Source organism: Halobacillus locisalis, assembly GCF_013694105.1.
Classification (GTDB): domain Bacteria; phylum Bacillota; class Bacilli; order Bacillales; family Halobacillaceae; genus Halobacillus; species Halobacillus locisalis.
Window position 1 is genome coordinate 12,712 of sequence record NZ_JACEFG010000007.1, and the last position, 25,856, is coordinate 38,567.

General features: G+C 44.6%; 25 protein-coding genes and 2 tRNA genes. 23 read left to right on the plus strand and 4 right to left on the minus strand.

Annotation, left to right across the window (positions count from 1 at the left end; all coding sequences use genetic code 11):
* Positions 1–69: 69 nt before the first annotated feature.
* From H0266_RS19060 to H0266_RS19170, 23 genes are all read left to right on the plus strand, one after another.
* Entirely contained in the window at positions 70–1,311 is a 1,242-nt protein-coding gene (locus H0266_RS19060) for a G5 and 3D domain-containing protein (protein ID WP_181474036.1), read from the plus strand.
* Between the two features lie 592 nt (positions 1,312–1,903).
* Entirely contained in the window at positions 1,904–2,464 is a 561-nt protein-coding gene (gene rnmV / locus H0266_RS19065) for a ribonuclease M5 (RefSeq protein WP_181474037.1), read from the plus strand.
* Complete coding sequence (rsmA, locus tag H0266_RS19070) at positions 2,457–3,329, plus strand: 16S rRNA (adenine(1518)-N(6)/adenine(1519)-N(6))-dimethyltransferase RsmA (RefSeq protein ID WP_181474038.1); 873 nt, start codon at positions 2,457–2,459, stop codon at positions 3,327–3,329. Before rnmV ends, rsmA begins: the two co-directional genes overlap by 8 nt.
* Before the next feature lie 99 nt (positions 3,330–3,428).
* Positions 3,429–4,304 (plus strand): sporulation peptidase YabG, encoded by an 876-nt coding sequence (yabG, locus tag H0266_RS19075; protein WP_181474039.1) that lies wholly within the window; start codon positions 3,429–3,431, stop codon positions 4,302–4,304.
* 474 nt (positions 4,305–4,778) lie between these two features.
* Entirely contained in the window at positions 4,779–5,039 is a 261-nt protein-coding gene (gene veg / locus H0266_RS19080) for a biofilm formation stimulator Veg (RefSeq protein WP_181474040.1), read from the plus strand.
* A 158-nt stretch (positions 5,040–5,197) separates the two neighbouring features.
* Positions 5,198–5,371, plus strand: a complete 174-nt coding sequence (locus tag H0266_RS19085; protein WP_181474041.1) for a small, acid-soluble spore protein, alpha/beta type — start codon at positions 5,198–5,200, stop codon at positions 5,369–5,371.
* Positions 5,372–5,489: 118 nt separating this feature from the next.
* The gene (gene ispE / locus H0266_RS19090; protein ID WP_181474042.1) at positions 5,490–6,356 is read left to right on the plus strand and encodes a 4-(cytidine 5'-diphospho)-2-C-methyl-D-erythritol kinase; all 867 of its coding nucleotides are present in this window, start codon (positions 5,490–5,492) and stop codon (positions 6,354–6,356) included.
* 62 nt (positions 6,357–6,418) lie between these two features.
* Positions 6,419–7,240, plus strand: a complete 822-nt coding sequence (purR, locus tag H0266_RS19095; protein WP_181474043.1) for a pur operon repressor — start codon at positions 6,419–6,421, stop codon at positions 7,238–7,240.
* Between the two features lie 220 nt (positions 7,241–7,460).
* A complete protein-coding gene (gene spoVG / locus H0266_RS19100) occupies positions 7,461–7,760 on the plus strand; it encodes a septation regulator SpoVG (RefSeq protein WP_181474044.1) in 300 nt (99 codons plus the stop codon).
* 300 nt (positions 7,761–8,060) lie between these two features.
* A complete protein-coding gene (gene glmU, locus H0266_RS19105) occupies positions 8,061–9,440 on the plus strand; it encodes a bifunctional UDP-N-acetylglucosamine diphosphorylase/glucosamine-1-phosphate N-acetyltransferase GlmU (protein WP_181474045.1) in 1,380 nt (459 codons plus the stop codon).
* A 15-nt stretch (positions 9,441–9,455) separates the two neighbouring features.
* Positions 9,456–10,409 carry a ribose-phosphate diphosphokinase gene (locus H0266_RS19110; protein ID WP_181474046.1) on the plus strand — a complete coding sequence of 318 codons (954 nt, stop codon included), beginning with the start codon at positions 9,456–9,458 and terminating at the stop codon, positions 10,407–10,409.
* An 86-nt stretch (positions 10,410–10,495) separates the two neighbouring features.
* On the plus strand, positions 10,496–11,155 hold the full coding sequence (locus H0266_RS19115; protein ID WP_181474047.1) for a 50S ribosomal protein L25/general stress protein Ctc: 660 nt from the start codon (positions 10,496–10,498) through the stop codon (positions 11,153–11,155).
* A 166-nt stretch (positions 11,156–11,321) separates the two neighbouring features.
* Positions 11,322–11,885 (plus strand): aminoacyl-tRNA hydrolase, encoded by a 564-nt coding sequence (gene pth / locus H0266_RS19120; RefSeq protein ID WP_181474048.1) that lies wholly within the window; start codon positions 11,322–11,324, stop codon positions 11,883–11,885.
* An 81-nt stretch (positions 11,886–11,966) separates the two neighbouring features.
* Positions 11,967–12,197 (plus strand): anti-sigma-F factor Fin, encoded by a 231-nt coding sequence (gene fin / locus H0266_RS19125; protein ID WP_181474049.1) that lies wholly within the window; start codon positions 11,967–11,969, stop codon positions 12,195–12,197.
* Between the two features lie 35 nt (positions 12,198–12,232).
* Positions 12,233–15,772 carry a transcription-repair coupling factor gene (gene mfd, locus H0266_RS19130; protein ID WP_181474050.1) on the plus strand — a complete coding sequence of 1,180 codons (3,540 nt, stop codon included), beginning with the start codon at positions 12,233–12,235 and terminating at the stop codon, positions 15,770–15,772.
* Between the two features lie 458 nt (positions 15,773–16,230).
* Positions 16,231–16,767 carry a stage V sporulation protein T gene (gene spoVT / locus H0266_RS19135; protein WP_181474051.1) on the plus strand — a complete coding sequence of 179 codons (537 nt, stop codon included), beginning with the start codon at positions 16,231–16,233 and terminating at the stop codon, positions 16,765–16,767.
* Between the two features lie 100 nt (positions 16,768–16,867).
* Positions 16,868–18,475, plus strand: a complete 1,608-nt coding sequence (locus tag H0266_RS19140) for a putative polysaccharide biosynthesis protein (protein WP_246364280.1) — start codon at positions 16,868–16,870, stop codon at positions 18,473–18,475.
* A complete protein-coding gene (gene yabN, locus H0266_RS19145; protein ID WP_181474052.1) occupies positions 18,472–19,938 on the plus strand; it encodes a bifunctional methyltransferase/pyrophosphohydrolase YabN in 1,467 nt (488 codons plus the stop codon). Before H0266_RS19140 ends, yabN begins: the two co-directional genes overlap by 4 nt.
* Before the next feature lie 2 nt (positions 19,939–19,940).
* The gene (locus H0266_RS19150; RefSeq protein ID WP_181474053.1) at positions 19,941–20,198 is read left to right on the plus strand and encodes an RNA-binding S4 domain-containing protein; all 258 of its coding nucleotides are present in this window, start codon (positions 19,941–19,943) and stop codon (positions 20,196–20,198) included.
* 519 nt (positions 20,199–20,717) lie between these two features.
* Complete coding sequence (gene yabP, locus H0266_RS19155; protein ID WP_181474070.1) at positions 20,718–20,996, plus strand: sporulation protein YabP; 279 nt, start codon at positions 20,718–20,720, stop codon at positions 20,994–20,996.
* The gene (yabQ, locus tag H0266_RS19160; RefSeq protein ID WP_181474054.1) at positions 20,993–21,574 is read left to right on the plus strand and encodes a spore cortex biosynthesis protein YabQ; all 582 of its coding nucleotides are present in this window, start codon (positions 20,993–20,995) and stop codon (positions 21,572–21,574) included. The genes yabP and yabQ overlap by 4 nt, the downstream gene beginning before the upstream one ends.
* Positions 21,575–21,603: 29 nt before the next feature.
* On the plus strand, positions 21,604–21,987 hold the full coding sequence (locus tag H0266_RS19165; protein WP_181474055.1) for a septum formation initiator family protein: 384 nt from the start codon (positions 21,604–21,606) through the stop codon (positions 21,985–21,987).
* Between the two features lie 74 nt (positions 21,988–22,061).
* A complete protein-coding gene (locus H0266_RS19170; protein ID WP_181474056.1) occupies positions 22,062–22,448 on the plus strand; it encodes a S1 domain-containing RNA-binding protein in 387 nt (128 codons plus the stop codon).
* A gap of 118 nt (positions 22,449–22,566) precedes the next feature.
* Here the strand turns inward: H0266_RS19170 and H0266_RS19175 are convergent, their stop codons facing one another.
* The 4 genes from H0266_RS19175 to H0266_RS19190 all read right to left on the minus strand — a co-directional run bounded on the left by H0266_RS19175 (position 22,567) and on the right by H0266_RS19190 (position 25,813).
* A complete protein-coding gene (locus tag H0266_RS19175; RefSeq protein ID WP_181474057.1) occupies positions 22,567–23,697 on the minus strand; it encodes a peptidoglycan-binding protein in 1,131 nt (376 codons plus the stop codon).
* A gap of 127 nt (positions 23,698–23,824) precedes the next feature.
* Positions 23,825–25,393, minus strand: coding sequence for a methyl-accepting chemotaxis protein (locus tag H0266_RS19180; RefSeq protein WP_181474058.1), 1,569 nt, complete (start codon positions 25,391–25,393; stop codon positions 23,825–23,827).
* Between the two features lie 249 nt (positions 25,394–25,642).
* Positions 25,643–25,714: transfer RNA gene (locus H0266_RS19185), tRNA-Glu, on the minus strand.
* Between the two features lie 22 nt (positions 25,715–25,736).
* Positions 25,737–25,813, minus strand: a tRNA-Met gene (locus H0266_RS19190).
* Positions 25,814–25,856 lie beyond the last annotated feature (43 nt).

Genomic DNA, 25,856 nt, shown 5'->3' on the forward strand with positions numbered 1-25,856 from the left:
GCTTTCATTGACATGGGATGACCAGTTGACTAGAATATAACGCGTGCTTAAGAAAGGAGGCAAAAACGAATGAATAAAAAGTATGGTCTACAATCAGTGTTCAAAAATGCATTGGTTTGGATATCTATTATTTCAGTCGCAAGTATTGCCTTTTTATTAACCGTATCGTATGAAGCTACTAAAGCATCTGTACAAGTGACAACAGACGGTAAATCTGAATTAATCCGCACTCATGCTAATACTGTAGGAGATTTACTGACAGAACTTGAAGTCGATGTACAGAAACACGACGAACTATCACACGAACTCACAGATCCAGTAACGTTTGGGATGGATGTTGATTACATAGCATCTAAATCTATCAATCTAGCTGTCGATGATAACGATACAAAGAAATATCACACCACCGCCTCAACCATAGGTGACTTCCTCGCAGAAGAGGAGTTGGATGTAAAACAACGCGATGAATTATCACATGAACTAAGCACATCAATTCAAAGCGGCATGGACATTCAACTTGATCGGGCGTTCCAAGTCACGTTCAATGAAGGTGGCGAAGAAAAGCAAGTCTGGTCCACAGCCTCAACAGTCGGCGAATTCTTGAAGAATCAGAACGTCACAGTGAATGAACTGGATGAACTGAAGCCTGCACAAGGTCAAGACTTGAGCGCAGATACTCCTGTTGTGTTAACGCGAGTCGAGAAAGTAACAGACATTGTAGAAGAAGAAGTTGATTATACGGTAGAAACCCGTAAAGATGGTTCTCTTGCTAAGGGGAAAGAGAAAGTCATTTCCTCAGGAGAGAAAGGACTAGTGACGAAGAAGTATGAAGTCGTTTTGAAAAACGGCGAAGAAGCTAGCCGTGAATTGGTGAAAGAAACGGTAGAAAAAGAAAGTAAGAAAAAAGTAGTGGCCGTCGGCACAAAAGAAGCGGCTCCTGTTCGGACTGCGTCAGCATCTTCCTCCTCTTCTTCTAGTTCAAGCGAGGCGACGACCGTTTCTCGTGGAAACTCAAGCAGTTCACGTACGCTGTATATGCACGCAACAGCTTACACAGCAAACTGCACAGGATGTTCTGGCATCACAGCAACAGGAATTAACCTGAAAGCCAATCCTGGTATGAAAGTCATCGCCGTCGACCCGAACGTCATTCCTCTAGGAAGCCGTGTTTGGGTAGAAGGCTATGGTTATGCCGTTGCAGGAGATACAGGCGGAGCGATTAACGGAAACCGAATCGACCTTTTCGTCCCTTCCAAAAGCCAAGCCCTGAGCTTTGGCCGTCGCAACGTTCAAGTGAAAATTTTAGATTAAGTATATAAGCAGAGGATCCAATCCTCTGCTTTTTTGTTTTTTACTATTTGTTGGTCGTTTTCCGTTGCAATGTATAGTGTGTGAAGGGCTGGGAAATCACTCGCTTTCCATGGGCATGTGCTGAGCTTCCTCAGGCTTCGCCCTGCGGGATCTCACCAATCATGTACATCCCATAGGAGTCTCACGATTTCCCAGCCCTTCTTACTTCTTTGAGAAGAACGGAAACATTGAACAACAGTTCGATTGCCAGAACGCATGATGTGGAGACGCTTACTAAATAGCTCTCTATTCTACAAAATGTTCAATCCCCTCACCATACCGCGGGTTCGTCCTCCTACATGTCGAAAGGGGTGGTTTTGAAACAGCGAGACTCCCGCGGGAGAAGGACTCAGGCGAGACCCCACAGGGAGTGTTAACGACCGAGGAGGCTCGGCAGTTCCCCCGCAGGAAAGCGAGTTGTTTCAAAACCACACCTCACTCTTATTAGGTAACGAACCCTTGTATTAACTCCGTTTTGATAAGGTCGCTTGAGGTATAGATTCGTGGTATGATATGAGGAGATTATGGCTCGTGTTTACAGGGGGAAGATACATTGAGAATCAAAGAAGTCATTGTAGTGGAAGGGAAAGATGATACAGCTCGGATTCGGGAAGCGGTCGATGCGGATACGATCGAAACGAACGGTTCGGCGATCGACGCACCGATACTTGAGCAAATTCGCCACGCAGAGAAAAAGCGCGGCATCATCATTTTTACGGATCCCGATTATCCTGGCGAGCGTATCCGCCATATCGTTTCTCAGCATGTCCCGAATTGTAAGCATGCGTTTTTACCGAAACACCTGGCTCGCGCAAAGCAAGATAAAGGGATCGGTATTGAACATGCCTCTGTGGAGGATATCCGTGAAGCGTTAGCCTCTGTGTATGAATTAGTAGAGGACCGGGAGGAAACCATTACAAAAGACGATCTTATAGCTTATGGGTTGCTGGGTGGCCCTTCTTCTCGCCAAAAGCGCGAGCAGCTGGGGATTCGGTTACACATAGGAAAAACGAATGGCAAGCAATTATTACGTCGCTTGAACATGTTCCACATTACATTGGAGCAGCTGGACGAAGCGATGAAGCAAATAGTTCAGGAGGAAAGACATGAATAATCGAGCAGTGGCAACCCCGACAAGAACGAAAGAAATATTGGCGAAATACGGTTTTTCGTTCAAGAAGAGTCTGGGCCAGAACTTTTTAGTGGATGTAAATATTTTAAAAAATATTATTGAGCATGCAGGAATCCAGAAGGAAGCAGGGGCTATTGAAATCGGACCAGGCATCGGAGCACTGACCGAACAATTGGCCATCCATTCAGACAAGGTTGTTGCATTTGAAATCGACCAACGATTACTACCTATATTAGAAGATACTCTACAGGACTACGACAATGTGGAAGTCATCAATCAAGATATTTTGAAAGCGGACGTTGAAGAAGTGATCAAGGAACAGTTCACCTCTGGTCAATCGATTCACGTGGTGGCAAACTTGCCTTACTACATCACCACCCCTATTCTAATGAAACTTCTGATGGATCGACTACCAATCAGCAGTTTGACGGTCATGATTCAAAAAGAAGTGGCAGACCGGATGGCAGCGAGTCCTAATTCGAAAAGTTACGGATCTTTATCGATTGCTGTTCAATACTACACAGAGGCTCAGGTTGTCATGAACGTTCCGAAGACCGTATTCCAGCCTCAACCGAATGTTGATTCTGCCGTTCTTCACTTGAAGATGCGTAATCAGCCTCCGGTTGACGTTAAAGATGAGGATTTCTTCTTTGATGTTGTTAAAGCAACGTTTGGACAACGAAGAAAAACATTAATGAATAATTTGGCTCGTCACTTCAAAGGACAATATGATAAAGAAGCGCTGCAATCTTATTTGGATCAAATCGAAATCGATCCGAGACGCCGTGGTGAATCCTTGTCCATGGATGAGTTTGCGAAGCTAGCGAATATTTTATATCAAGAGTAATGTAAAGCACGAACGCTGCCCCAAGCGTTCGTGCTTTTTTTGACACATACGACTTTCCATCACATACACTACAGTAGTGTTTTCTGTGAGGTGGGAAAAATGATATCAAAGGGTGATCTAGTCACAAGGAAGTCCTATCAAAATGACATTATCTTTCGGGTTCAATCAACCAATGGTCCCCTCGTGAAACTGGTCGGGGAGCACGTTCGGCTGGAAGCAGATGCAGACATTCAAGACTTGCAAATCGTGACAGGAGCGGAATACCACCGTAGAAAAGAACAAGTCGATCAGCAAGAGTCCTATTCCTATCGTTTGTTCAGGCAAGATTATCGTCTGTTGAAGGAGACTAGGGAATCAGAGGCTGGGAATGGATATACGACAGGGAAAGAAGCCAATTATTTTCAAATACCGCCTCGTATTCTTCATGTAGATGGGGATCCATTATTTTTGAAAAAATGTATCGCCGTGTACGAACAATTAGGTCTTCAAGTGCATGGTCAATATTTGCATGAGAAAGAAATGCCTGGTCAAATCATGTCGTTGATTGAAAAAGTCCAACCGGAGATCGTGGTGATTACAGGTCACGATTCTTATTCGAAAGCAAAAGGAACGACACGTGAATTGGAAGCGTATCGCCATTCTCGTTATTTTGTTGAAGCGGTGCGTAACATACGCCATAAGTATCCGAACTTTGATCAAATGGTCATTTTTGCGGGTGCTTGCCAATCGCACTTTGAATCGTTGATCAAGGCAGGAGCTAACTTTGCAAGCTCTCCTGAGCGTGTAAACATCCATGCCGTCGATCCAGTCTATGTGGCCGCAAGAGTCGCTTATACGTCCTTTATGGACCATATAAACATATGGGAAGTTATTCGTAACACGATTAGTGGAGAGTCTGGACTCGGGGGAGTGGAAACAAGAGGGCTGCTTCGAATCGGAATTCCTTACTCAAAAGAATCGCAAGAAGACTTGTAACCGCTGCTGAAACCCAGTAGCGGTTTTTCTTTTTTATTAAAAACTCTGTTCATTTTCGGACATTTGCTCCTGATTCGGACAAGGCAGATGGTAAATCGGACAACCGCTCGGTCTATTCGGACAAAGAGCCCCCTATATCGGACATCCACCCCCACAACAAACGGAGATCTTTGCAAAAAAGAACTCTGAATATCTGCCTTCACATTGTAAAGCGAATGGCTGAATCCCTTGTATGCAAAAAAACTTACGACAATTTGCGATAAAAAATGAACGGGTCAAGAATACGGAGAATGGCACGAATCACAACGATTCTTCTTGATTGTACATAAATTTCCTATAGTTGGATATGCTAACGGAGAAGCAATCTTGAGTAAACTTATGTTGACATTGTTTTGCTAACATTGGTATAATTAATAATTTTATTTGACTTTGTCCCAAGCGCGTGGTAAAATGAATTTAGTGAGGTGGAGTGTAGTGGCTAAAACGCTAGTAGAAATTAAGCAGTCCTTAGAAGGACAGATTGGTAAACGTTTGACGCTGAAGGCAAATGGTGGACGCAGAAAGACGATTGAACGCTCGGGAATTTTGGCTGAAACGTACCCTGCTGTGTTCATTGTTGAACTTGACCAAGAACAAAATGCTTTTGAACGTGTATCTTACAGCTATGCAGATGTACTTACAGAGACAGTAGAGTTAAACTTCGACGATCTACAAACATTAGCGCTTGAGCAGTAAACGTTGGTTTGCTGCTTTTTTTTATTTTACCTGAAGGAATGGCCTCATACTACATGTAATGACTGCCATCCCTTCATACATATGCCTGAAGTAAAAGCTACATCCCCTGCACATACTACAATTGTCGTAGCAAGTGAAAGCGAAAGGAGCTGAAGACGATGGGACGACGCAAGGGAGTTATGTCCGATTCGTTGAAGGAAGAGATCGCGAAGGAACTTGGTTTTTACGACAAGGTGCAGACAGATGGCTGGGGCGGTATTACAACACGCGAAGCCGGCAATATGGTGAAGCGCGCTGTTCAAATGGCAGAAGAACAAATGGCGAGAAAATAAGTGCAAAGCCCCCTGTTACGAGACGTGGCAGGGGGCTTTTTTACATATTTGAAGTCTCTTTTCAAATGGAAAATATGATACAATGCTTGGAGATAACTTGAGAAGATGAGGTGCTGGAATGCAAATTTTAGAAAAGGCTCCTGCTAAAATAAATTTGTCTTTAGATGTACTGCATAAACGGGATGACGGATACCATGAGGTTGAAATGATCATGACGACCGTTGATTTGGCGGATCGGCTAGAACTGAATCTCTTGGAAAAAGGTACGATCAAGGTAGAATCGGAAAATCGGTTTGTACCAAATGATGAACGAAACTTGGCGTATCGTGCGGCCAAATTAATGAAAGACCATTATGGTGTTTCCCTTGGTGTTCGCATCTTTATTGAAAAGAATATTCCTGTAGCAGCAGGGCTTGCGGGTGGAAGTAGTGATGCGGCAGCTGTTCTGCGCGGTTTGAACAAACTGTGGGGGTTGAACAGAAGCCTGGATGAGCTAGCGACACTTGGAGCGAAGATTGGTTCGGATGTATCTTTTTGTGTTTATGGAGGTACCGCTCACGCAACAGGTCGAGGGGAAAAAGTCGAGCAACTGCCGGCACCCCCGCCTTGTTGGGTGGTTCTAGCAAAGCCGTCGATCGGGGTCTCAACGCAGACCGTTTATCAAAGTTTGGAGTTAGAAAAGGCTCATCATCCAAACACGAAAGCGATGATCGAAGCATTGCGAAAGGAAGATTTCGCTGAAATCTGTACAAATGTTGGCAACACGTTAGAAGGTGTGACCATGAATCTTCATGAAGAGGTCGGTCAGATCAAGGAACAGATGAATCAAGGCGGGGCAGATGCTGTCCTGATGAGCGGGAGCGGTCCAACTGTCTTTGGGTTAGTTGAACAGGATGCTCGGGCCCAGCGGATCTACAATAGCTTAAAAGGTTTTTGTGAAGAGGTTTATATCGTAAGAATGTTAGGATATCGTGAAATAACTTGATTAAAACCGTACGAATCTGATATATTGTATAAACAATATTCGGATTTTGAGGTGTATGGTCTATGAAAAGAAGTGAACGATTAGTCGCAATGACCCACTTTATTTTAGATCGCCCGAAAGAACTGATTTCTCTTCCTTTTTTCTCGGAAAAATATGAGGCAGCGAAGTCATCGATCAGTGAAGATTTGGGCATCGTGAATAAAATGTTTCAGCACGAAGGTATTGGATATTTGGAAACCGTTTCTGGAGCGGCTGGTGGTGTAAAATACATTCCTGCCTACTCCAAAGAATACAGTTATGAGTTTGTCGAAGGTCTATGCAAACGATTAGAGGATCCGGAGCGTCTCTTGCCTGGTGGGTATTTGTTTATGAGCGATATTTTAGGTGATCCTGAAACGACAAGAAACATCGGTCGTATATTTGCTTCTGCTTTCCATGATAAAGAGATTGATGCGATTATCACCGTTGCCACGAAGGGGATTCCGTTAGCTTATGCCGTGGCGTCTTATCTCAACGTCCCTGTCGTTATTGCCAGGAGAGATCCGAAAGTGACGGAGGGCTCCACAGTCAGTATCAACTATGTGTCTGGTTCTACAAGGAAGATTCAGACCATGGTATTAACGAAACGTTCTCTTAAACAAGGGTCAAAAGTCTGCATCATCGATGATTTCATGAAGGCTGGAGGCACGATCAATGGGATGAAAAACCTGTTGAAAGAGTTTGAAGCCGAAGTCGTAGGCATAGGGGTACTGGCCGAAGCGGAGGATGAAGATGAAGAACGGGTCGTAGAAGACTATTTGTCTCTCGTCCAAATTATGAATGCGGATGACCGGAAGCAGACGATCGAGGTAAGGCCCGGAAACTTGTTAGAGTATCTATCATAAGAAAAAAAGAGCTTTCCAATTCAGTTGGATAGCTTTTTTTATTACTCTGTCTGACCCCGATGAGGACAGGCTTCGGAGCGTGCGAGACTTTTGAACTCCACCGAAAGACCACATAGAATTAATTGATTTGAAAAATTTTTTAGAAAATAGGCAGGAATTTCTGGCGTTTTGTGGAATTCTTGTACATAAGTTCTTTTTGAAAAAAAGGTGGTGAATCTTAATGGAAGTAACTGACGTAAGACTGCGACGCGTAAATACGGAAGGAAGAATGCGAGCAATTGCTTCTATTACCTTGGACCAAGAGTTTGTTGTCCATGACATACGGGTGATTGATGGCAACAATGGCTTATTCGTAGCCATGCCGAGCAAGCGTACTCCAGATGGTGAGTTTAGAGACATTGCACACCCGATCAATTCTGGTACACGTGGGAAGATTCAAGACGCTGTTCTTGAAGAATACCATAATGCCGGAGATGAGGAGCAGGTAGAAGTCGAGTTTGAAGAGGCCGGTGCTTCTTAATACTTACGAAACAACAGGAGTCTAACCTCTATTCAGGTTAGGCTTCTTTTTTATTTTTGTAGAATGGTGGGTATCGTTAAGAATAAGTAGGTACGTGTCGATGGAATGGGACGTGCGAGGGTGATGGCGCCTACCCTTGGAGTTCCATCTTATGGACAGGGAATATATACTAAGACAACCTGCCCCTTAGGCCCGCTACCGGTCACGATTGAGCGCCCGTTTGCCAATCGATGTCAGGATTGAAATAAAGCTGGTTTTAAGATATTATTCATAATGGATAATTAGGATGGAGGTACGTTCATGACGAATCGATACGCTGTCGTTTTGGCAGCCGGACAAGGAACTCGTATGAAGTCTAAGTTATATAAAGTGTTACATCCTGTATGCGGAAAACCAATGGTTCAACATGTCGTTGACCAACTGAATACACTGGATTTAAAAGAATTGATTACGGTGGTCGGTTTTGGAGCGGAGAAGGTTCAAGACCAACTAGGTAAGGATAGTCATTATGTCATCCAGAAAGAGCAGTTGGGAACAGGTCATGCCGTTTTGCAGGCAGAAGATATTTTAGCCGATAAAGAGGGAACGACCGTTGTTGTATGTGGAGACACCCCTTTGTTAACGGGAGAAACGATGCAGCAGCTTCTCGATCACCACGATTCTGAAAAAGCAAAAGCCACGATTTTAACAGCACATGCTGAGGACCCTTCAGGGTATGGTCGTGTCATTCGCGGTGGCAATGGTCAAGTCGAGCGAATCGTCGAGCAAAAAGATGCTTCGGACGAGGAACAGGCTATTCAAGAGATCAACACAGGTACGTACTGTTTTGATAATCAGGCGCTTTTCCAGGCGTTACAAAATGTGTCTAATGATAATGTACAAGGGGAATACTATCTCCCTGATGTCATCGAAATATTGAAGAAGCAGTCGGAGACGATCAGTGCCTATCAAACGCCTGATTTCTCAGAATCCTTAGGTGTCAATGATCGTGTTGCGCTATCGAAAGCGGAGACCCTGATGAAGCAGAGGACAAATGAGAAGCATATGCGCGCTGGAGTAACCATCGTCGATCCGGCAAATACCTATATAGGTCCAGATGTGACGATTGGACAAGACGTAACGATTCATCCGGGATGTGTGTTAGAAGGGGAAACGACAGTAGAAGATGACGCTGTTATCGGTCCTCACTCCACTATCTCAGGTTGTTCCATCGGCCAAGCTACTGTCTTAAAGCAAAGCGTAGCAACAAGCAGCCGTATCGGAGCTCGTGTACAGATTGGACCATTCGCTCATATTCGCCCTCAATCTTCACTCGAAGACGATGTAAAAGTCGGTAATTTCGTAGAAGTGAAAAAAGCTTCCTTCGGTAAAGGAAGTAAAGCTTCTCATCTAAGTTATATTGGCGATGCAGAAGTCGGAAGCGGAGTGAACATTGGTTGTGGTACGATTACAGTGAACTATGACGGACAGAATAAGTTCTTAACAACGATCGAAGATGATGCGTTCATCGGTTGTAACTCCAATTTGGTTGCGCCCGTAACGGTAGGAAAAGGCGCTTATGTAGCGGCCGGTTCTACCATTAATGAAGATGTACCAGCAGAAGCTTTGTCGATTGCACGTTCTCGTCAAACGAATAAAGAAGGCTATGCAACGAAAATGAAATCAATCAAAAAAGACTAACGGAGGGTTCAATCCATGGCAACGGGTTATAAGGATTCAAACTTAAAAGTGTTCTCCTTAAATTCTAATCCTGATTTAGCAAGCGAGATTGCGGATAACATCGGGGTAGAATTAGGTAAATGTACAGTGACGAGCTTCAGTGACGGGGAAATCCAAATCAATATTGAAGAAAGTATTCGCGGTTGTGACGTTTATGTGGTTCAATCAACGTGTGAACCAGTCAACCAGCATATCATGGAGCTCTTGATCATGATTGATGCGTTGAAACGTGCATCAGCTAGAACCATCAATATTGTGATGCCTTATTACGGATATGCGAGACAGGACCGTAAAGCGCGCGCTCGTGAACCGATTACGGCGAAGTTGATTGCCGACCTATTGGAAACAGCAGGAGCATCACGCGTTCTGATGTTAGACTTGCATGCCCCTCAGATCCAAGGGTTCTTCAATTTACCGATCGATCACTTAGTCGGTGTACCTATTCTTTCCGATTACTTTGAAGAGAAGAATTTCGAAGATCTTGTCATTGTTTCACCTGACCACGGTGGTGTGACCCGAGCTCGTAAAATGGCGGATCGTCTGAAGGCTCCGATTGCCATCATCGATAAGCGACGTCCGCGTCCGAACGTGGCCGAAGTCATGAATATTGTTGGTAACATCGAAGGAAAGACCGCTATTTTAATTGACGATATTATCGATACGGCAGGTACGATCACTTTAGCCGCCAACGCTTTGATAGAGAATGGCGCTAAAGATGTCTATGCTTGTTGTACGCACCCAGTGCTATCTGGACCTGCGATCGAACGTATCGAGAATTCTAAGATTAAAGAACTTGTGGTCACCAACACTATTCCGCTCGGCGAAGACAAATCCAGCGAGAAAATCACAGAATTATCTGTTGCAGGACTGATCAGTGAAGCGATCATCCGTGTTCATGAACGTCAATCCATCAGCATTTTGTTTGATTAATTTTTGTAAATAGGTTTAACTCTGCGAATTAACGGGAAACTGATATAAATGACAAACGATTGGTATTTATATGGAGGTTGATTAATTTGGCTATTAAACTAAAAGCGAATCAAAGAGAAAATCTCAAACAATCCGTTACACGTGAACTGCGACTGGAAGGTAAGGTACCTAGCGTAGTGTACGGAAAAGATAACGAACCGATCACAGTATCTGTGAACAGTATTGAACTACTTAAAACAGTTCGTGATGAAGGTAAAAACGCAATTATCTCATTAGATATTGATGGTAATGATACGGTAGACGTGATGCTACACGAATACCAAGTGGATCCTCTTAAGGACGAGCTTATACATGCTGACTTCTATGTAGTGAATATGTCAGAAGAAATGGACGTCCAAGTCCCTGTACACTTAGAAGGTGAAGCAGCAGGATCCAAAGAAGGCGGCGTATTACAACAGCCACTTTATGAATTGGCAATCCGTGCGAAGCCTGCTGATATTCCGGAAGAGATCACAGTTGACGTATCTGAGATGAACATCGGAGACAGTGTTCTTGTCAGCGATCTGAAGGCATCTCGTAAATACGAAATTACGGAAGATGATGACACAACCATTGCTGTTGTCACTCCACCGGAAGAAATGCCTGAAGAGCCGGATACAGAAAATGCCGATGCTGAACCAGAAGTCATCAACGAGAAAAGTGATGATGAAGGCGAAGAAGAAACGGAAACAGAAGATAAAGCATAAGCAAGACAATGAACAGGGGCGAGGCCAGAGGGCCCGCCCTTTTTCTTTCATTCATGAAGATGTCGGTAGCGTTTGACATCTTTTTTATATAAGCTTTGATATAATGAAAAGAAGCCTTTATGAGTTTCTAAGCTACTAATCATCGAAGAAGAAAAGGGAGTTATGAATGAAGTGTATTGTTGGACTGGGAAACCCAGGTAAAAAATACGAAAAAACAAGACATAATATCGGCTTTATGGTTCTAGATGAACTTGCTGACCAAAATCATTGGTCATTGACGCAAAAGAAATTCCGCGGTGTCTATACGGCGGAACATGTAGATGGCGAGAAAGTTCTTCTGTTGAAACCACAGACGTATATGAATTTATCAGGAGAGTCTGTACGAGCGTTCATGGATTATTACGACATCGACGTGGAAGATGTGCTCGTCGTATATGATGACTTGGATTTGCCTCCAGGAAAGATCCGTCTGCGTAAAAAAGGTGGGCATGGTGGCCATAATGGTATCCGAAATATGATCGATCACTTAGGTACTAAAGAATTTAAGCGCTTGCGCGTGGGGATTGGAAGGCCAGAAGCCCCTGCAACGGTCATTGATTATGTACTGGGTGAATTTCCGAAGTCCGAGTCTGAAGCCGTGGCTGATAGCATTGAGCAATCCGTAAAGGCGTGCGAAGCGTGGATCGGCATGTCCTTTAACGAAGTGATGAATGAATTTAATGCTAAATAGAGCGGTCTAGAACGCTCTTTTGTATAACCCAGTGAAATGCCGGCAAAACTAATGACCATCAACTCTTCAAGGAGGATGGAAATGAAAATTCGTTATTTTTGTCGGCACTGTCAACGTCAGGTTGGTGAATTGGATGCTAGACAAGTGGATGTATCACAACTTGGGTTCGACGTGCTGAATGATGATGACCAGCAACAGATGGTCCATAGCGCCAGTAATGGAGATCTGAACATCCGAACCATTTGTGATTCATGCAAAGAAGGCTTAGATCAGCATCCTCACTATCATGAATTAGATAATTTTATTCATTAAGTCCTGTAACAAGCGGGATGGTGGAGGAGTTCGCTATGCAAGGATTAAAGGATTATTTACACAGACAGGATGATATCCATTCTGTTGTCGACGGGTTTGAATCCGGAATAAAAGAGCAAATGATTGCTGGTTTATCAGGAGCATCGAGAAGTTTAATGATTTCACTATTGAAAGAGTCATTAAAGCGACCGGTGCTCCTTGTCACTCATCAGCTGATCCAAGCTCAACAATTATATGATGACCTTCAAGAGCTGACGGATGCTGATCAAGTTCACTTGTATCCGGTAAATGAATTGATGGCTTCTGAAATTGCTATCGCCAGTCCAGAGTTACGAAGTCAACGGATCGAGTCATTGAATCAGTGGCTCAACCAAGACTCAGGGCTTTTGATCGCGCCTGTCGCTGCGTTGAAACGAGTCATGCCACCGAAAACCTACTGGGAGCATAATCAGCTCCCTTTTCGTGTTGGAGAAGAAATTGATTTGGATGGTTATTTAAACCGCTTCATCCAAATGGGATATGAACGGACAGAAATGGTGGCGACACCGGGGGAGTTTTCCATTCGCGGGGGCATTATGGATGTTTATCCGTTAACCTCAGAATTCCCGTACCGAATTGAATTATTCGATACCGAAGTGGACTCGATTCGAACCTTCGACTCAGAAACCCAACGATCGCACCAAAAGCTGGACGAAGTGACCATAGGCCCTGCTACCGAACTTCTCTTACAAGCTGAGGACTTTGCTCGCGCTGAACAACGTCTAGAGTCGTCGTTGAGTGATTCGTTAAAGAAACTTCAGAAGACAGAAGCCAAAGAGACCCTGAACGACGTAATTGAACACGACATTGATCGTTTGAAGCAGCAAGACCGCTTTGAAGAGATGTATAAATACATCGGTTATTTTTATGAACAAGCGCATAGTCTATTAGATTATTTGCCGAAAAATGGCCTGATGGTGCTCGATGAAATGAGCCGAATCCAGGAGACGGCCAACCGTTTAGACCAAGAAGAAGCGGAGTGGCACGAGAGTTTGTTGGAGGCCAATCAGACCGTTCGAGACTTGAAGCTTTCGTTCGATTGGCAAGATACATGGGCGAAAATGGACCGTCCGCGTCTCTACATGTCGGTTTTCATGAGACATATACCGAACACGCAACCGCAGAACATCATTAATATTTCCAGTCGCCAAATGCAGCAATTTCATGGGCAAATGAACTTATTGAAAAATGAAATGGACCGGTGGAACAAGCAAGATTTCTCTGTCCTTATTCTCGCTCCTGATAATCAACGAGCCGAAAAAATCCAAACTGTTCTTGAGGATTATGAGATGGAAGCGGTCATAGCGAAAGAGAGTTCTGTCTCGTTACCTCTGGTGAAGCCGACGATTGTAACAGGAAATGTCAGCAGCGGTTTCGAGTTCCCTATGCATCAACTCGCCGTTCTGACTGAGAATGAACTATTCAAGAAGCGGAAAGCAAAGCCAAAACGTAAGCAAAAAATGAGCAATGCCGAGCGGATCAAGAATTATCAAGAGCTTAAAGTAGGCGATTATATCGTCCATGCCAATCACGGGATTGGGAAATACTTAGGTATAGAAACGCTCGAGATGAATGGAAATCATAAAGATTTTCTGATGGTCAAGTACTCAGGGAACGACAAGCTGTATGTGCCGATCGATCAAATTGACTTGATTCAGAAATATGTCGGTTCAGAAGGTAAAGAGCCGAAGATGTACAAACTCGGCGGCAGTGAATGGAAAAAAGTGAAGAGCCGTGTCCAGTCCTCTGTTGAGGATATTGCCGATGATCTGATCCAACTTTATGCGGAACGTGAAGCCTCCAAAGGGTATGCATTCAGTGAAGATGGCGAAATGCAGCGTGATTTCGAAGCGGCCTTCCCTTATGAGGAAACCGAAGACCAGATTCGTTGTATCGAAGAAATAAAGGAAGATATGGAGCGTATCCGACCGATGGATCGCTTGCTTTGTGGTGATGTTGGGTACGGGAAAACAGAAGTTGCCATCCGCGCAGCCTTTAAAGCGATTCTGGACGGCAAGCAAGTGGCCATTCTCGTTCCAACGACGATCTTGGCGCAGCAACACTATGAAACGTTGCAGGAGCGTTGCCAAGGGTTCGGGACTAATATTGGATTGATGAGTCGCTTCCGGACGAAAAAGCAGCAGAAAGAAACGACCGATCGCTTGAGAAAAGGGCTGGTCGACGTCATTGTGGGCACACACCGGATTTTATCCAAAGATATTGTCTTCAAGGATCTTGGCTTACTGATTGTCGATGAAGAGCAGCGATTTGGTGTAAAGCACAAAGAGAAAATCAAACAGCTCAAAAACAACGTCGATGTTTTGACTTTAACAGCGACGCCGATTCCACGTACCTTGCATATGTCTATGCTCGGAGTTCGGGATTTGTCGGTCATTGAAACGCCGCCTGCCAACCGCTTCCCGATCCAAACCTATGTGCTCGAATACAATCCGATTTTCTTACGCGAAGCGGTCGAGAGGGAAATGGCGCGAGATGGCCAAGTATTCTTTTTATTCAACCGGGTAGAGAATATCGAGAGGATGGCTCAAGAAATCTCTGCACTCGTGCCAGAGGCACGTGTGTCGTTTGCTCATGGTCAAATGAATGAAACCGAGCTTGAGAATGTCATGTTCTCCTTCTTAGGTGGAGAGTCAGACGTCCTCGTCAGTACCACAATCATCGAGACAGGTGTTGATATCCCGAACGTGAATACCCTTATTGTGTACGATGCGGATCGTATGGGCTTGAGTCAGTTGTACCAGCTACGTGGTCGTGTCGGAAGGTCCAACAGGGTAGCGTACGCTTATTTCACTTATCAAAAAGATAAAGTGCTGACAGAAGTCGCGGAGAAACGACTGCAGGCCATTAAAGAATTTACAGAGCTTGGTTCAGGTTTCAAAATTGCCATGAGAGACTTATCGATCCGTGGAGCCGGCAACTTGTTAGGTTCGCAACAACATGGCTTTATCGATTCGGTCGGTTTCGACATGTATTCACAGATGTTGAAGGATGCCATCGAAGCGAAGCAGCAAGGCAAAGAACCTGAAGCGATCCAGCCGTTCCAGCCTGAGCTAGACGTGATGCTCGATGCGTATATTCCACCGGATTATATCAAAGATGAAAAACAGAAGATTGATATGTATAAAGAATTCCAAGCGATTGAATCCATTGAAGATATTCATGATCTGAGGGATGAGTTGATGGACCGTTTCGGGGATTACCCTGAGGAAGTGGGCCATTTATTCACTGTCTCCAGTTTGCGGATCTATGCGAAGCAATCCCGAATCGAATCAATTACTGAGAAAAAGAAAAAAATCGAGATGGTCATGGAAAAAGAACAGAGTCAAAATCTAGATGGAGCGAAGTTGTTCGAGTTCGCCAATCAATACGGGCGCCTCATTCAATTATCGACAGAAGACAATCAATTGAAGGTGACGTTCACATGGGATAAGAAATCCCGTTTGACTCGTTATGAAATTGTGGAAGAGTTTATAAGCAAGCTTCCGGAAATGATGCGTGAAACAACGAACGCCTAACTTGAATAGCATTAAAGCTACTTTCGGTTCTCCAAAAAATGAGAGCGTCCGGTGGTGGAGAAACGACTCCCTTTCCGCAGGCGGCGGTGAGCTTCCTCGCTCGCTTCGCGACCTGCGGGATCTCACCAGGCCCGCATATCCTGCAGGAGTGTCGCCGTTTCTCCACCACCTCAGGATATGTATGCGGAACCTTTAAGACTCCATCCCACGGCATTCTTAAGGTGTTCTAACAGAACCTGTCCACAGACATCTGCAGGAAACATGCAAAAAAGCCCTCAAACGAGGGCTTTTTTTTACATAATTCGACTATTTATCCGTTGTTTCATAAAAAAATCCATACGTAGGGTGTATAGGTTTTTATTGCTGAATCATACTATCTGTAATCACCTGCTTATTCTGCATGCGACTCAAACAGGATAATGAAGGCCCAACATCATAGAAAGGGAGGCAGCATAAGAATGAAAGCAACAGGCATTGTACGTCGTATAGATGATTTAGGTCGAGTTGTGATACCGAAGGAAATCCGTCGCACATTACGCATCCGCGAAGGAGATCCATTAGAAATATTCGTCGATCGAGAAGGGGAAGTAATTTTGAAGAAGTATTCCCCGATCAGCGAGCTAGGTGATTTTGCAAAAGAATATGCAGAAGCGTTAAGTGAATCTTTAGAAGCCCCTGTGCTCATTTGTGACCGCGATGAATTTGTCGCTGTTGCAGGGGGAGTGAAAAAAGAGTACTTAAATCAGTCGATTGGATCCAAGATTGAAGATGTCATGAACAACCGCACGATGTCCATGGAGAAGCACCCAGCCCCTATTGAATTTGTGAAGGGCCAAGAAGAAGAAGTGACTTCCTTTATTATTTATCCTATCATTGCTCAAGGAGACCCGATTGGTTGCGTGGTCGCTATGACGAAAGAAGGATCCCCGATTGAAGATGGTACAGAGAAAGTGCTTCAGACGGCTGCCAGTTTTTTGGCCAAGCAGATGGAGTAGCACGAAAAGGTCAGATCCATAACGAGACGGGTCTGACCTTTTGTGTGTATGAACACGCCGAGTCAATCGAAATCCCCTCCCCATATGATATAATGCGCTTATGAGTTTACATACAAAGAAAGGGTCGACTATGGCCACTCAAACCTCTTCATCCATAATGAAAGGGGCCTTCCTCCTAACGATGGCGGGACTTATCGGAAAAGTGATGAGTGCCGGTTATCGAGTGCCTCTTCAAAATATTACTGGAGATCTTGGATTTTATATTTATCAACAAGTGTACCCAATTCTAGGGATTGCACTCGTGCTGGGCTTATATGGATTTCCGGCAGCTGTCTCTAAGCTCACCGCCGAACAAACGGAACAAGGGAAGGTGGTATCATTCCAGTCGTTGGTTGTCCCTGTTTTTTTAGTGCTTTCCATCCTTTGTGGTAGCCTTTTCGTAGTAGGGTACAGCCAGGCTGATGCGCTCGCTGAAATGATGGGGGACGGACGTCTTTCCTCCTCTATCCAAGCGGCCTTCGCCTTATTTTTGGTTGTCCCGTTTTTGTCTGTGCTGCGTGGTTTGTTCCAAGGCAACCACATGATGATGCCGACCGCCATTTCTCAAATCATCGAGCAGCTTATCCGGGTTGTCGGGATTTTAATGACCGCTTGGTGCGCCGTCCGTACCGGGGACCTTTACGCTATTGGACGCGGAGCTTCACTTGCCGCATGCACGGGTTCGGTTATCGCCGTAATCGTTCTGCTACTTTATGTGAAAAAGAACCGCATATGGTCGAATCAACGCATGAAAACGTCCGCTTCATACGTGAAAACCATGATAACCTCAGGCGTATTGATCAGCTTGAACTACATGCTGTTGCTTTCCCTTCAAGGTGTAGATGCCTTCACCCTTGTTCCGGGTTTGATCGAGTCTGGACAATCCTTGCATGAAGCAAGGGTATCAAAAGGGGTCTTCGACAGGGGGCAGCCGCTTATCCAGTTGGGAACCGTACTAGCCTCATCCATTGCACTTGCCCTGATCCCGTCAGTCAGCCAGAAACGATTACAAAATCAACCGCGTGAGATGAGCCGATCCATTCGTTCTGCCATCAAATTCAGCTTCATCATTGCCTTGGGATCGACAGTCGGGTTGATTCTCTTATTTCCGACCATCAATCCCCTCTTTTTCATAGACACAAAAGGAACCGATGCCCTGCAATGGCTGATGCTCGTCATACTGTTGAGTTCGATGACACTGACGACGGCATCCATCTTACAAGGGTTGGATCATATAAAAACGACAGCCCTCTTCATTCTAGGCGGTATAGTCGTGAAAGTACTCGCCAACCAACTGCTAATCCCCTTATGGGAATTGAATGGAGCAGCCGCTGCCTCCATCATAGCTGTCGCTTTCGTTTTTATCGGAAATATCGTAATCTTAGGACAAGAAATGAATGGCAAACGTTGGTTTCATATGCCGTGGGTACCAGTGCTCGTGTCCATCTCAGCGATGATGCTCGTCGTCTTAGCGTTCCGGTGGGTCGAGCCTCTCTTTGATCACCAAAGACTGCTCATGCTCGTTTATACGCTTTCTGTTACGTGTATCGGTGGCATGACGTACCTTGGTTTGCTTCTCAAACTAGGAGCCTTTACCAGGGCAGAAGTGCAAGGACTCCCACTATCCCGCTTATGGGAACGACTATTGCCGAAAGGAAGGAAACCATGAATACCATTCAAGTGCTAGGGCTTGGCGCAGGAGATATCGAGCAGTTGCCGCTCGGTGTCTACCGCCAATTGCTTAACCATACAGGCACCATCTATAGCCGAACAATCGATCACCCTGTCATCACACAGTTGCAGGAAGAAGGCATCAACGTTACAGGGTTCGACTCCATTTATGAGCAGGAAAATCAATTCGGCAGTGTGTACACGACCATCGTTCACCAACTCGTTGAAAAAGCCGAAACATCTGACGTTCTGTATGTTGTGCCGGGACACCCGATGCTTGCGGAGCGCACGATACAACTCCTCATCGAAGAAAGAGAAGCGGGTCGCATTGAGCTCTCCATCAAAGGGGGCCAGAGCTTTCTCGACGCCACTTTTCAAGCGCTTGAGATTGATCCGATCGAAGGTTTTCAACTCGTCGATGCTACAGACCTCGATCGTAATCGTCTCACGTTGATCAATCATACGATCTTCTGCCAAGTGTACGATACGATGATTGCTTCTGAAGTGAAGCTGACGCTTTTGGAGGACCTTTCTCCCGATCATCCGGTGACGATTGTGACAGCGGCAGGGAGCGAAAACCAAAAGCTTACGACCGTTCCGCTTGAAGAATTGGACAGGTCTGTAGAGGTGGATAATTTAACGAGCGTGTACGTTCCACCGGTCAGCAAAGAATCTCTCAACCACCAATTTTTCAGGCTTCGCGAAGTCATTCGTCAATTGCGTGCACCGGGTGGTTGTCCGTGGGATCGCAAACAAACTCATGAATCACTTAGGAAGTATCTGATTGAAGAGGCCTATGAAGTGATTGATGCGATCAATCGCCAAGACGATGACCATATCGCCGAAGAGCTCGGCGATGTCCTTCTGCAAGTGATGCTTCACAGCCAAATCGGAGAAGATGATGGTTTCTTCACGATTGAAGATGTCATCAAAGGGGTGACGGATAAAATGATTCGTCGTCACCCTCACGTTTTCGAACACGTCACAGTAAACGACGCCGATGAAGTCGTCACAAACTGGGAAGCGATCAAACAAGAGGAGAAGGGTGAGATGCCGGACTCCATCCTTGATGGCGTACCAACCAGCTTCCCGGCGTTATTACAAGCTGAAGAATTACAAAAAAAAGCAGCGAAAGTCGGTTTTGACTGGGATGATATTGAACCTGTCGTTGCAAAAGTCGACGAAGAGTGGCAGGAATTCTTGGAAGCAAGAGAGAACAAGAATAAAGAAGAGATGGAAAAAGAGTTCGGGGACTATTTATTTGCGATCGCCAATGTGGCGAGACATTATAAATTGAGTAGTGAGAACGCGCTGCAGCGAACGAACAGAAAATTCAGGACCCGCCTATACGCCATGGAACAAGAGGCGAAGAGCCAAGGAAAAGAGCTTGCGAACTATACGCTGGACGAATTGGAAGCCTTATGGGTGCAGGCGAAGGAAAACAATAAAGGAGCGGAGTAACCATGCGTTTAGATAAATTTTTGAAAATATCCCGTTTGATCAAACGACGTACGTTAGCAAAAGAAGTCGCGGACCAAGGACGTATTACGATTAATGGGAACAAGAGTAAAGCGGCAAGTGACGTCTCGATTGGAGATGAATTGACGATCCAGTTCGGTCAGAAAATCCTGACTATCGAAGTCAAATCCCTTCGTGAGAATGTCAATAAGAACGAAGCCACGACGCTTTATGAAATTAAAAAAGAAGAAGCCGTGAAGTAACCAAGCAGACCACCGCCATCAGCGGTGGTCTTTTTAGGATGTTGAAGAAGTCAGTGGAACGGTTCTGTTAGATCATATAAGAATACCGTGGGATGGAAAACGACTCGCTTTCCTGCGGGGGAACCGGCAAGCCTCCTCGTTCGTTAACACTCTCTGTGGGGTCTCGCCTAGGTCCTTCTCCCGCGGGAGTCTCCCCGTTTTCCATCCCACTATGCTACAAGTAGTGGTAACAGAACCTCACCAAGCACTGTTCTATCATCCGTAGAGCTCCACATTGTAGTGGAATCTCTAGAGGTTCAGCCTTTCTGTAATGAAGTGAGGAGAGTAGGCTCCTCTAAGCGCTTTTGAAAGAGTTAAACGGCTAAAACCGTCGAGAGCTTCCCTCACCCAGCGGTCATATTCATAAGCCTATGAACTCATCTCACTCACACTTTTATCGTTCTAAAAGCCTCTCTATTCTCATAGCTTGTACAGAGAAGGGGGCTGTAACTAATGGAAAGTTATGATAAAAACCATACGATGCGCAGTCAACAGCAGGTCGAACACAATGTGAAAGTGTGGAATAGACGCAACATAGAAATCTCTGGCGTAAAAGAGGTCGACAGCTTCGATAGCGAAGAGTTCCTTTTGCAGACGTCGATGGGGTACCTCGTCATTCGTGGAAACAATTTGCAAATGAAGAACTTGGATTTGGACTCGGGTGTTGTCTCTATTAAAGGGAAGATGTATGAAATGACCTACCTGGACGAGCACCAAGGGGAAAAAGCTAAAGGTCTCTTTAGCAAGCTGTTCAAATGACGCTCACGACACAATTTGTCACCATCCTTTCGATGATCGGTGGTGGCATCATCGTCGGGGCAGCATTCGATACGTTTGAGCGTTTTTTTTATAAAAGAAACAAGAAAAGTTGGTTTGAAATCGTCTATCAACTCGGCTTCTGGCTTTGTCAGGCCGCTTTTCTTTTTTATTTGCTTTATTTAGCGAACTACGGTGAGCTTCGGATTTATGTGTTCATAGCCGTCATCTGCGGATTTGCCATGTATCGGTCACTCCTACAAAGAGTATATTTGAAGTTGTTGGAAAAAAGTATAAGCATCATGACATCTGTGCTTGGAGTATTGAAGAAGCTGGGCTACTATTTCATTGTTTGGCCGATAAGAACGCTAGTCATTCTGATTTCTTCTTTACTTCTGGTAGTTTATAGGATAGTTTTAAAGGGTATATATTTATTGTTTCTTGTCATAATTTATCCTATTCGCCTCATTCTAATAGGTTTTTGGCGATTACTGCCGAAAAATGCGAAAAATTACTTAAGGTATTTGGCAGGGTTTTGGGATAAAATAAAGAATACAATAACTCAATGGAAAAACAGATGATTCCATAGAAAAGGAGGCCGTACACACCCATGGCAAAGAAGCAATCGAAGTCGGTAGCACGCTTGGATTCTACATACATGCAGCACTACGATGCTTATGTCGAACGACACCAACGTAAGAAGAAACGTTTGGTTCGCCGTCTTGTTATGTTTGCCCTATTGGTGATGATCGTCGTAGGCTCCATGGTAATCTATCACGTAAAACAACAATCCATTTACGCACAAAAACATGAGCAGTATGAGCAGTTACAAGTTGAGATGGACGCTTTGAAGAAAGAGGAAAAGGATTTAGAGGAAGAGATTGAGCTTTTGAATAATGAAGAGTATGTCCTGCAAATTGCAAGAACCAACTACTTCTTCTCAAAAGAAGGCGAAATTATCTTTAAAATGCCAAATGAGGATCCATTATATTGACACCCTTTTCAAAGCTTATATATAATATATAAGAAGGCTATTTATCGAAACTTTTAAGGAGGAGCATTTTTTTTATGTCAATTGAAGTAGGCAGCAAGCTGCAGGGTAAGGTAACGGGAATCACTAATTTCGGAGCATTCGTAGAGCTTCCTGATGGGAAGACAGGGCTTGTTCACATTAGTGAAGTTGCCGATAACTACGTAAAAGACATCAATGATCACCTAAGCCAGGGCGACCAGGTAGAAGTGAAAGTCATCAATGTCGGAGATGATGGAAAGATCGGTTTGTCCATCAAGAAAGCAAAAGAGAACCAGAATCGTCGCCCGCCTAAGCCTCGTAAACCGGCTGAATCGTTCGAACAAAAGATGAACCGTTTTATGAAGGATAGTGAAGAACGCTTAACATCATTGAAGAAGCACACGGAATCTAAGCGTGGGGGTCGTGGTGCAAAAAGAGGATAAACTTGCTGTCTAGGACAATGAGTAAAAGATGCACGTTTAAATAAAAAGAAGCAGATCCTTTATAAGGGTCTGCTTCTTTGTTTGTCTAACACGGTACATTCTCGAATAGAGAAGAAGATTATGGATCAGCTTTTGGAAAAGGAATGACTGTCACATCAAAACCCTGTCCTCGTACTTTACTTGCTAATTCTTGGGCGTTTCGTTCACTTTCGAAAACACCAACTTGAACCCGATACAACGTTTCGTTTGCGGGCGATGGTTTGGGGACTGATGGCGCATCCTCACTCGCTGCATGAGATGTTAGAGCATTGTTTAATGCTGCCATCGTAAGCGGACCAAAGCTGCCATCTATAGCGAGGCCTTGATCCCTTTGGAAGGCGCGAACTGCTGACTCGGTTTGCGGACCGAAACGACCGTCTAGGGGACCAGGGGTGTACCCGAGTGACGTTAATTGCCTTTGTAGAGTCTCGACACGTGTACCTTGGTCGCCTCGTTGCAAGGGTTCTTTGGATTCTTTATTTTCGTACGCATCGTTTAAAGCCCCGAATGTCATAGGACCGACAATCCCATCAACAATGAGGTTCTGTTCGCGTTGGAATTGAATGACGGCATTTCTCGTATTTGGTCCAAAACTCCCGTCAATGCTGTCCTTGTAGTAGCCTAAATAGGAGAGCTGTCTTTGAACTTCGGTTACATTTTCCCCTCGATCTCCCTCCCGAAGGATGATGGTCGTAGGAGCCGTCATGATCGGTTGACCTACCCTCTTCTGGACATCGTTAATAAATTGGTTCCACGTGATTTGGTTTTTAGAGAACGCGTTAATCGGATCGGATCTTCGAGTCGGGTCCAGCATATAGTGTCCTTTGATTTGTGTTCTTGGATTGAAGTTGAATCGGTTACATAGATAAGCCCATAGCCATACATAGCGCTTGTAAGCTTCCTTGAAGTTGATTTGCCCCCCGTAACAAAGCTCGATGCCGATCGCCCAGTCGTTGGCATCTGAAACGTCATATCGGACATGGTACGCTTTTTCCGTAAAAGGGATCATCACGATAATTTCTCGGTCATCAACAAAGGCATGCGCTGATGAACTCAAATTCTGGCGGTTGAAGTAGTTCACATTTTGTCTAGCTGTAGAACCGGGGTTTCCGGTATCATGCGCCACCCCGTACCGTGGTAATCGGTTGCCACCTGGACGTTGACGCCACTTGGAGTCGATATAATCATATGTGATCGGATAATCTGACACCAAGTTATATCACCTCATTTCAAATTGTTGGATAGCTGCGCTACCTTTCAATATATGAACTCGAGTGGACCTAATATTCTACAAAAGCAAACAAAAGACATGCAAAGCGCTTTTGCATGTCTATCCTCTACCCAACCTTCGTCAAAGGGGTCCGATCTTCGTGTATCTCACTTACCTTGCTCGTTCCATTATTCATTGATTTGATCAGTGTATTCAAGTGCGTCGTCAACTCGGTCAGGGATTGTACGTTTGTGAACATACGCTCCATTGATTTATGTTGAAATTGAGAGGATTCCAGTACCTGTTTGTTTTGAGTTTTGGCTTGTTTCGTAAACTCAACGAGCGTGTCGAAGGTCTCCGTAATGGATTGAGTGCTCGATAACAACTCTTGGGAAGCGGAACGGACTTCATGTGTCCTGTGTTCGACGTCCCGTGACTTCGATTGTAATGTTTCAAACACCTCGGCCATCTGTTTTAGTTGTTCGCGGTTATGTTCGACTTGTTTGACGCTCACTGTAGAAGAGTCACTTGCTTTCTGGATATCTTCTAGAATGGATTGGATGATGGTAAGGATTCGCTTCGTTGCTTCTTCTGATTGCGAAGCCAACTTCCTGACCTCATCGGCCACAACGCTAAAGCCTTTTCCGTGTTCACCCGCTCTTGCTGCTTCAATCGATGCGTTCAGTGCAAGTAAATTGGTGCTCTCTGTGATTTTAGAAATCTCTTCCGTTATGCCGCCGATTTCATTGGAACGTGAACGTAATTGCACGAGACTCTGATTGGTTTCGCCAATGCTTGATTCCGTTTGATGCATGTTGGAGGCGATGGACTCGACCCGCTGTTGTATATGCACCGTCTCTTGAGAGGTGTCTTGGGCTTGAGAAGATACCACTTCAATGCTGCGATCGATTTGTTCAATAGCTGATTGGATTTCAGAGATGAATAAGGCGTTATGCTCTGCTTCTGCTACTTGACGATCCGTATGTGTGTTTCGCTCCTTTAATAACGCGGTGACTTCGTGATACGCCTCAGAGGCTTTATGGGAATCGCCTTCTAACTCATCAACGGTTCGGTGGACAGCGTTCGCCATCTGGTTCATCTCCCGGAACATTTTCGAAAGGTTTTCCTCTTTTTCTTCATTCGCTTTTTCAAGCGCTCGCGTATGATGATTCTTCAAAACAATTTGATAGGATGTTCCGGCACTCGTGAGAACAAGATAAAAAGCGTGAAGAGAGAACATGAACCATGTGTAGTCAGATGATCCATATAAAAATTCTGTACCGATGAACATGGCGCCTAAATGGAAAAGGGCAAAAATCGCCGTCATCAGACTGATTAGATCGATTCGATCATAAAAGGCAATCAGTGCAACCACTAGAAAAATGGAAAAATGGTACACGACCATTCCTTCACCGTTCACAATCATGGCCAAGCTGATAAACGTAAAGGTCATGCTCATGACCCATGGTAATTTCGTACTCGATGGATTCGATTTATATATGAAGAGACTTGTGATGAAGAGGACAACGGGGAGGGCAAGTGCGACATATAGGTAAGGGGTGTATAAATCGACATAGGAGGCGGATCCTCCCATATTATTCATTGGCATAGTGCGAGAAATCAAATGAATAAGAAAAGAAATGGCCACACCTATTCCTGCAAACAACAACATCGTTCTATTTTTCTGTTTTATCATTCTATTCTTCCTTCCTTCTGTTGAATACAAGAAACAAATTCCCTACCTTTACATATGTAAAACCAATCAGTATAGAATAAGGTTCTTTCTTTCCTTTGATAATGAAAGATCATGTGTTTGGGGCCGCTATGCTAGAAAGAGTGGGGGGTGTTGGAAGATAATATTTAAGAAAAAGGAAAGGAATGCACAAAAAAACGCTTCTCTCAAATATTTGAGAGAAGCGTTTTTTTAGGACAAGAATGTTTTCGATGACCCGTACGGGATTCGAACCCGTGATACCGCCGTGAAAGGGCGGTGTCTTAACCACTTGACCAACGGGCCTTTATGTAAGACTAAGAAAATATGGTAGCGGCGGAGGGGATCGAACCCCCGACCTCACGGGTATGAACCGTACGCTCTAGCCAGCTGAGCTACACCGCCATTTGTTTAATGTGCTTTCTGAAAGGCACAAGAAATATAGTAC

Coding starts and splice junctions, on each gene's coding strand:
- H0266_RS19060 (WP_181474036.1), top strand. CDS start 70: ATGAATAAAAAGTATGGTCTACAATCAGTGTTCAAAAATGCATTGGTT.
- rsmA (WP_181474038.1), top strand. CDS start 2,457: ATGAATAATCGAGCAGTGGCAACCCCGACAAGAACGAAAGAAATATTG.
- yabG (WP_181474039.1), top strand. CDS start 3,429: ATGATATCAAAGGGTGATCTAGTCACAAGGAAGTCCTATCAAAATGAC.
- H0266_RS19085 (WP_181474041.1), top strand. CDS start 5,198: ATGGGACGACGCAAGGGAGTTATGTCCGATTCGTTGAAGGAAGAGATC.
- ispE (WP_181474042.1), top strand. CDS start 5,490: ATGCAAATTTTAGAAAAGGCTCCTGCTAAAATAAATTTGTCTTTAGAT.
- purR (WP_181474043.1), top strand. CDS start 6,419: ATGAAAAGAAGTGAACGATTAGTCGCAATGACCCACTTTATTTTAGAT.
- spoVG (WP_181474044.1), top strand. CDS start 7,461: ATGGAAGTAACTGACGTAAGACTGCGACGCGTAAATACGGAAGGAAGA.
- glmU (WP_181474045.1), top strand. CDS start 8,061: ATGACGAATCGATACGCTGTCGTTTTGGCAGCCGGACAAGGAACTCGT.
- H0266_RS19110 (WP_181474046.1), top strand. CDS start 9,456: ATGGCAACGGGTTATAAGGATTCAAACTTAAAAGTGTTCTCCTTAAAT.
- pth (WP_181474048.1), top strand. CDS start 11,322: ATGAAGTGTATTGTTGGACTGGGAAACCCAGGTAAAAAATACGAAAAA.
- fin (WP_181474049.1), top strand. CDS start 11,967: ATGAAAATTCGTTATTTTTGTCGGCACTGTCAACGTCAGGTTGGTGAA.
- mfd (WP_181474050.1), top strand. CDS start 12,233: ATGCAAGGATTAAAGGATTATTTACACAGACAGGATGATATCCATTCT.
- spoVT (WP_181474051.1), top strand. CDS start 16,231: ATGAAAGCAACAGGCATTGTACGTCGTATAGATGATTTAGGTCGAGTT.
- H0266_RS19140 (WP_246364280.1), top strand. CDS start 16,868: ATGAGTTTACATACAAAGAAAGGGTCGACTATGGCCACTCAAACCTCT.
- yabN (WP_181474052.1), top strand. CDS start 18,472: ATGAATACCATTCAAGTGCTAGGGCTTGGCGCAGGAGATATCGAGCAG.
- H0266_RS19150 (WP_181474053.1), top strand. CDS start 19,941: ATGCGTTTAGATAAATTTTTGAAAATATCCCGTTTGATCAAACGACGT.
- yabP (WP_181474070.1), top strand. CDS start 20,718: ATGCGCAGTCAACAGCAGGTCGAACACAATGTGAAAGTGTGGAATAGA.
- yabQ (WP_181474054.1), top strand. CDS start 20,993: ATGACGCTCACGACACAATTTGTCACCATCCTTTCGATGATCGGTGGT.
- H0266_RS19165 (WP_181474055.1), top strand. CDS start 21,604: ATGGCAAAGAAGCAATCGAAGTCGGTAGCACGCTTGGATTCTACATAC.
- H0266_RS19170 (WP_181474056.1), top strand. CDS start 22,062: ATGTCAATTGAAGTAGGCAGCAAGCTGCAGGGTAAGGTAACGGGAATC.
- H0266_RS19180 (WP_181474058.1), bottom strand. CDS start 25,393: ATGATAAAACAGAAAAATAGAACGATGTTGTTGTTTGCAGGAATAGGT.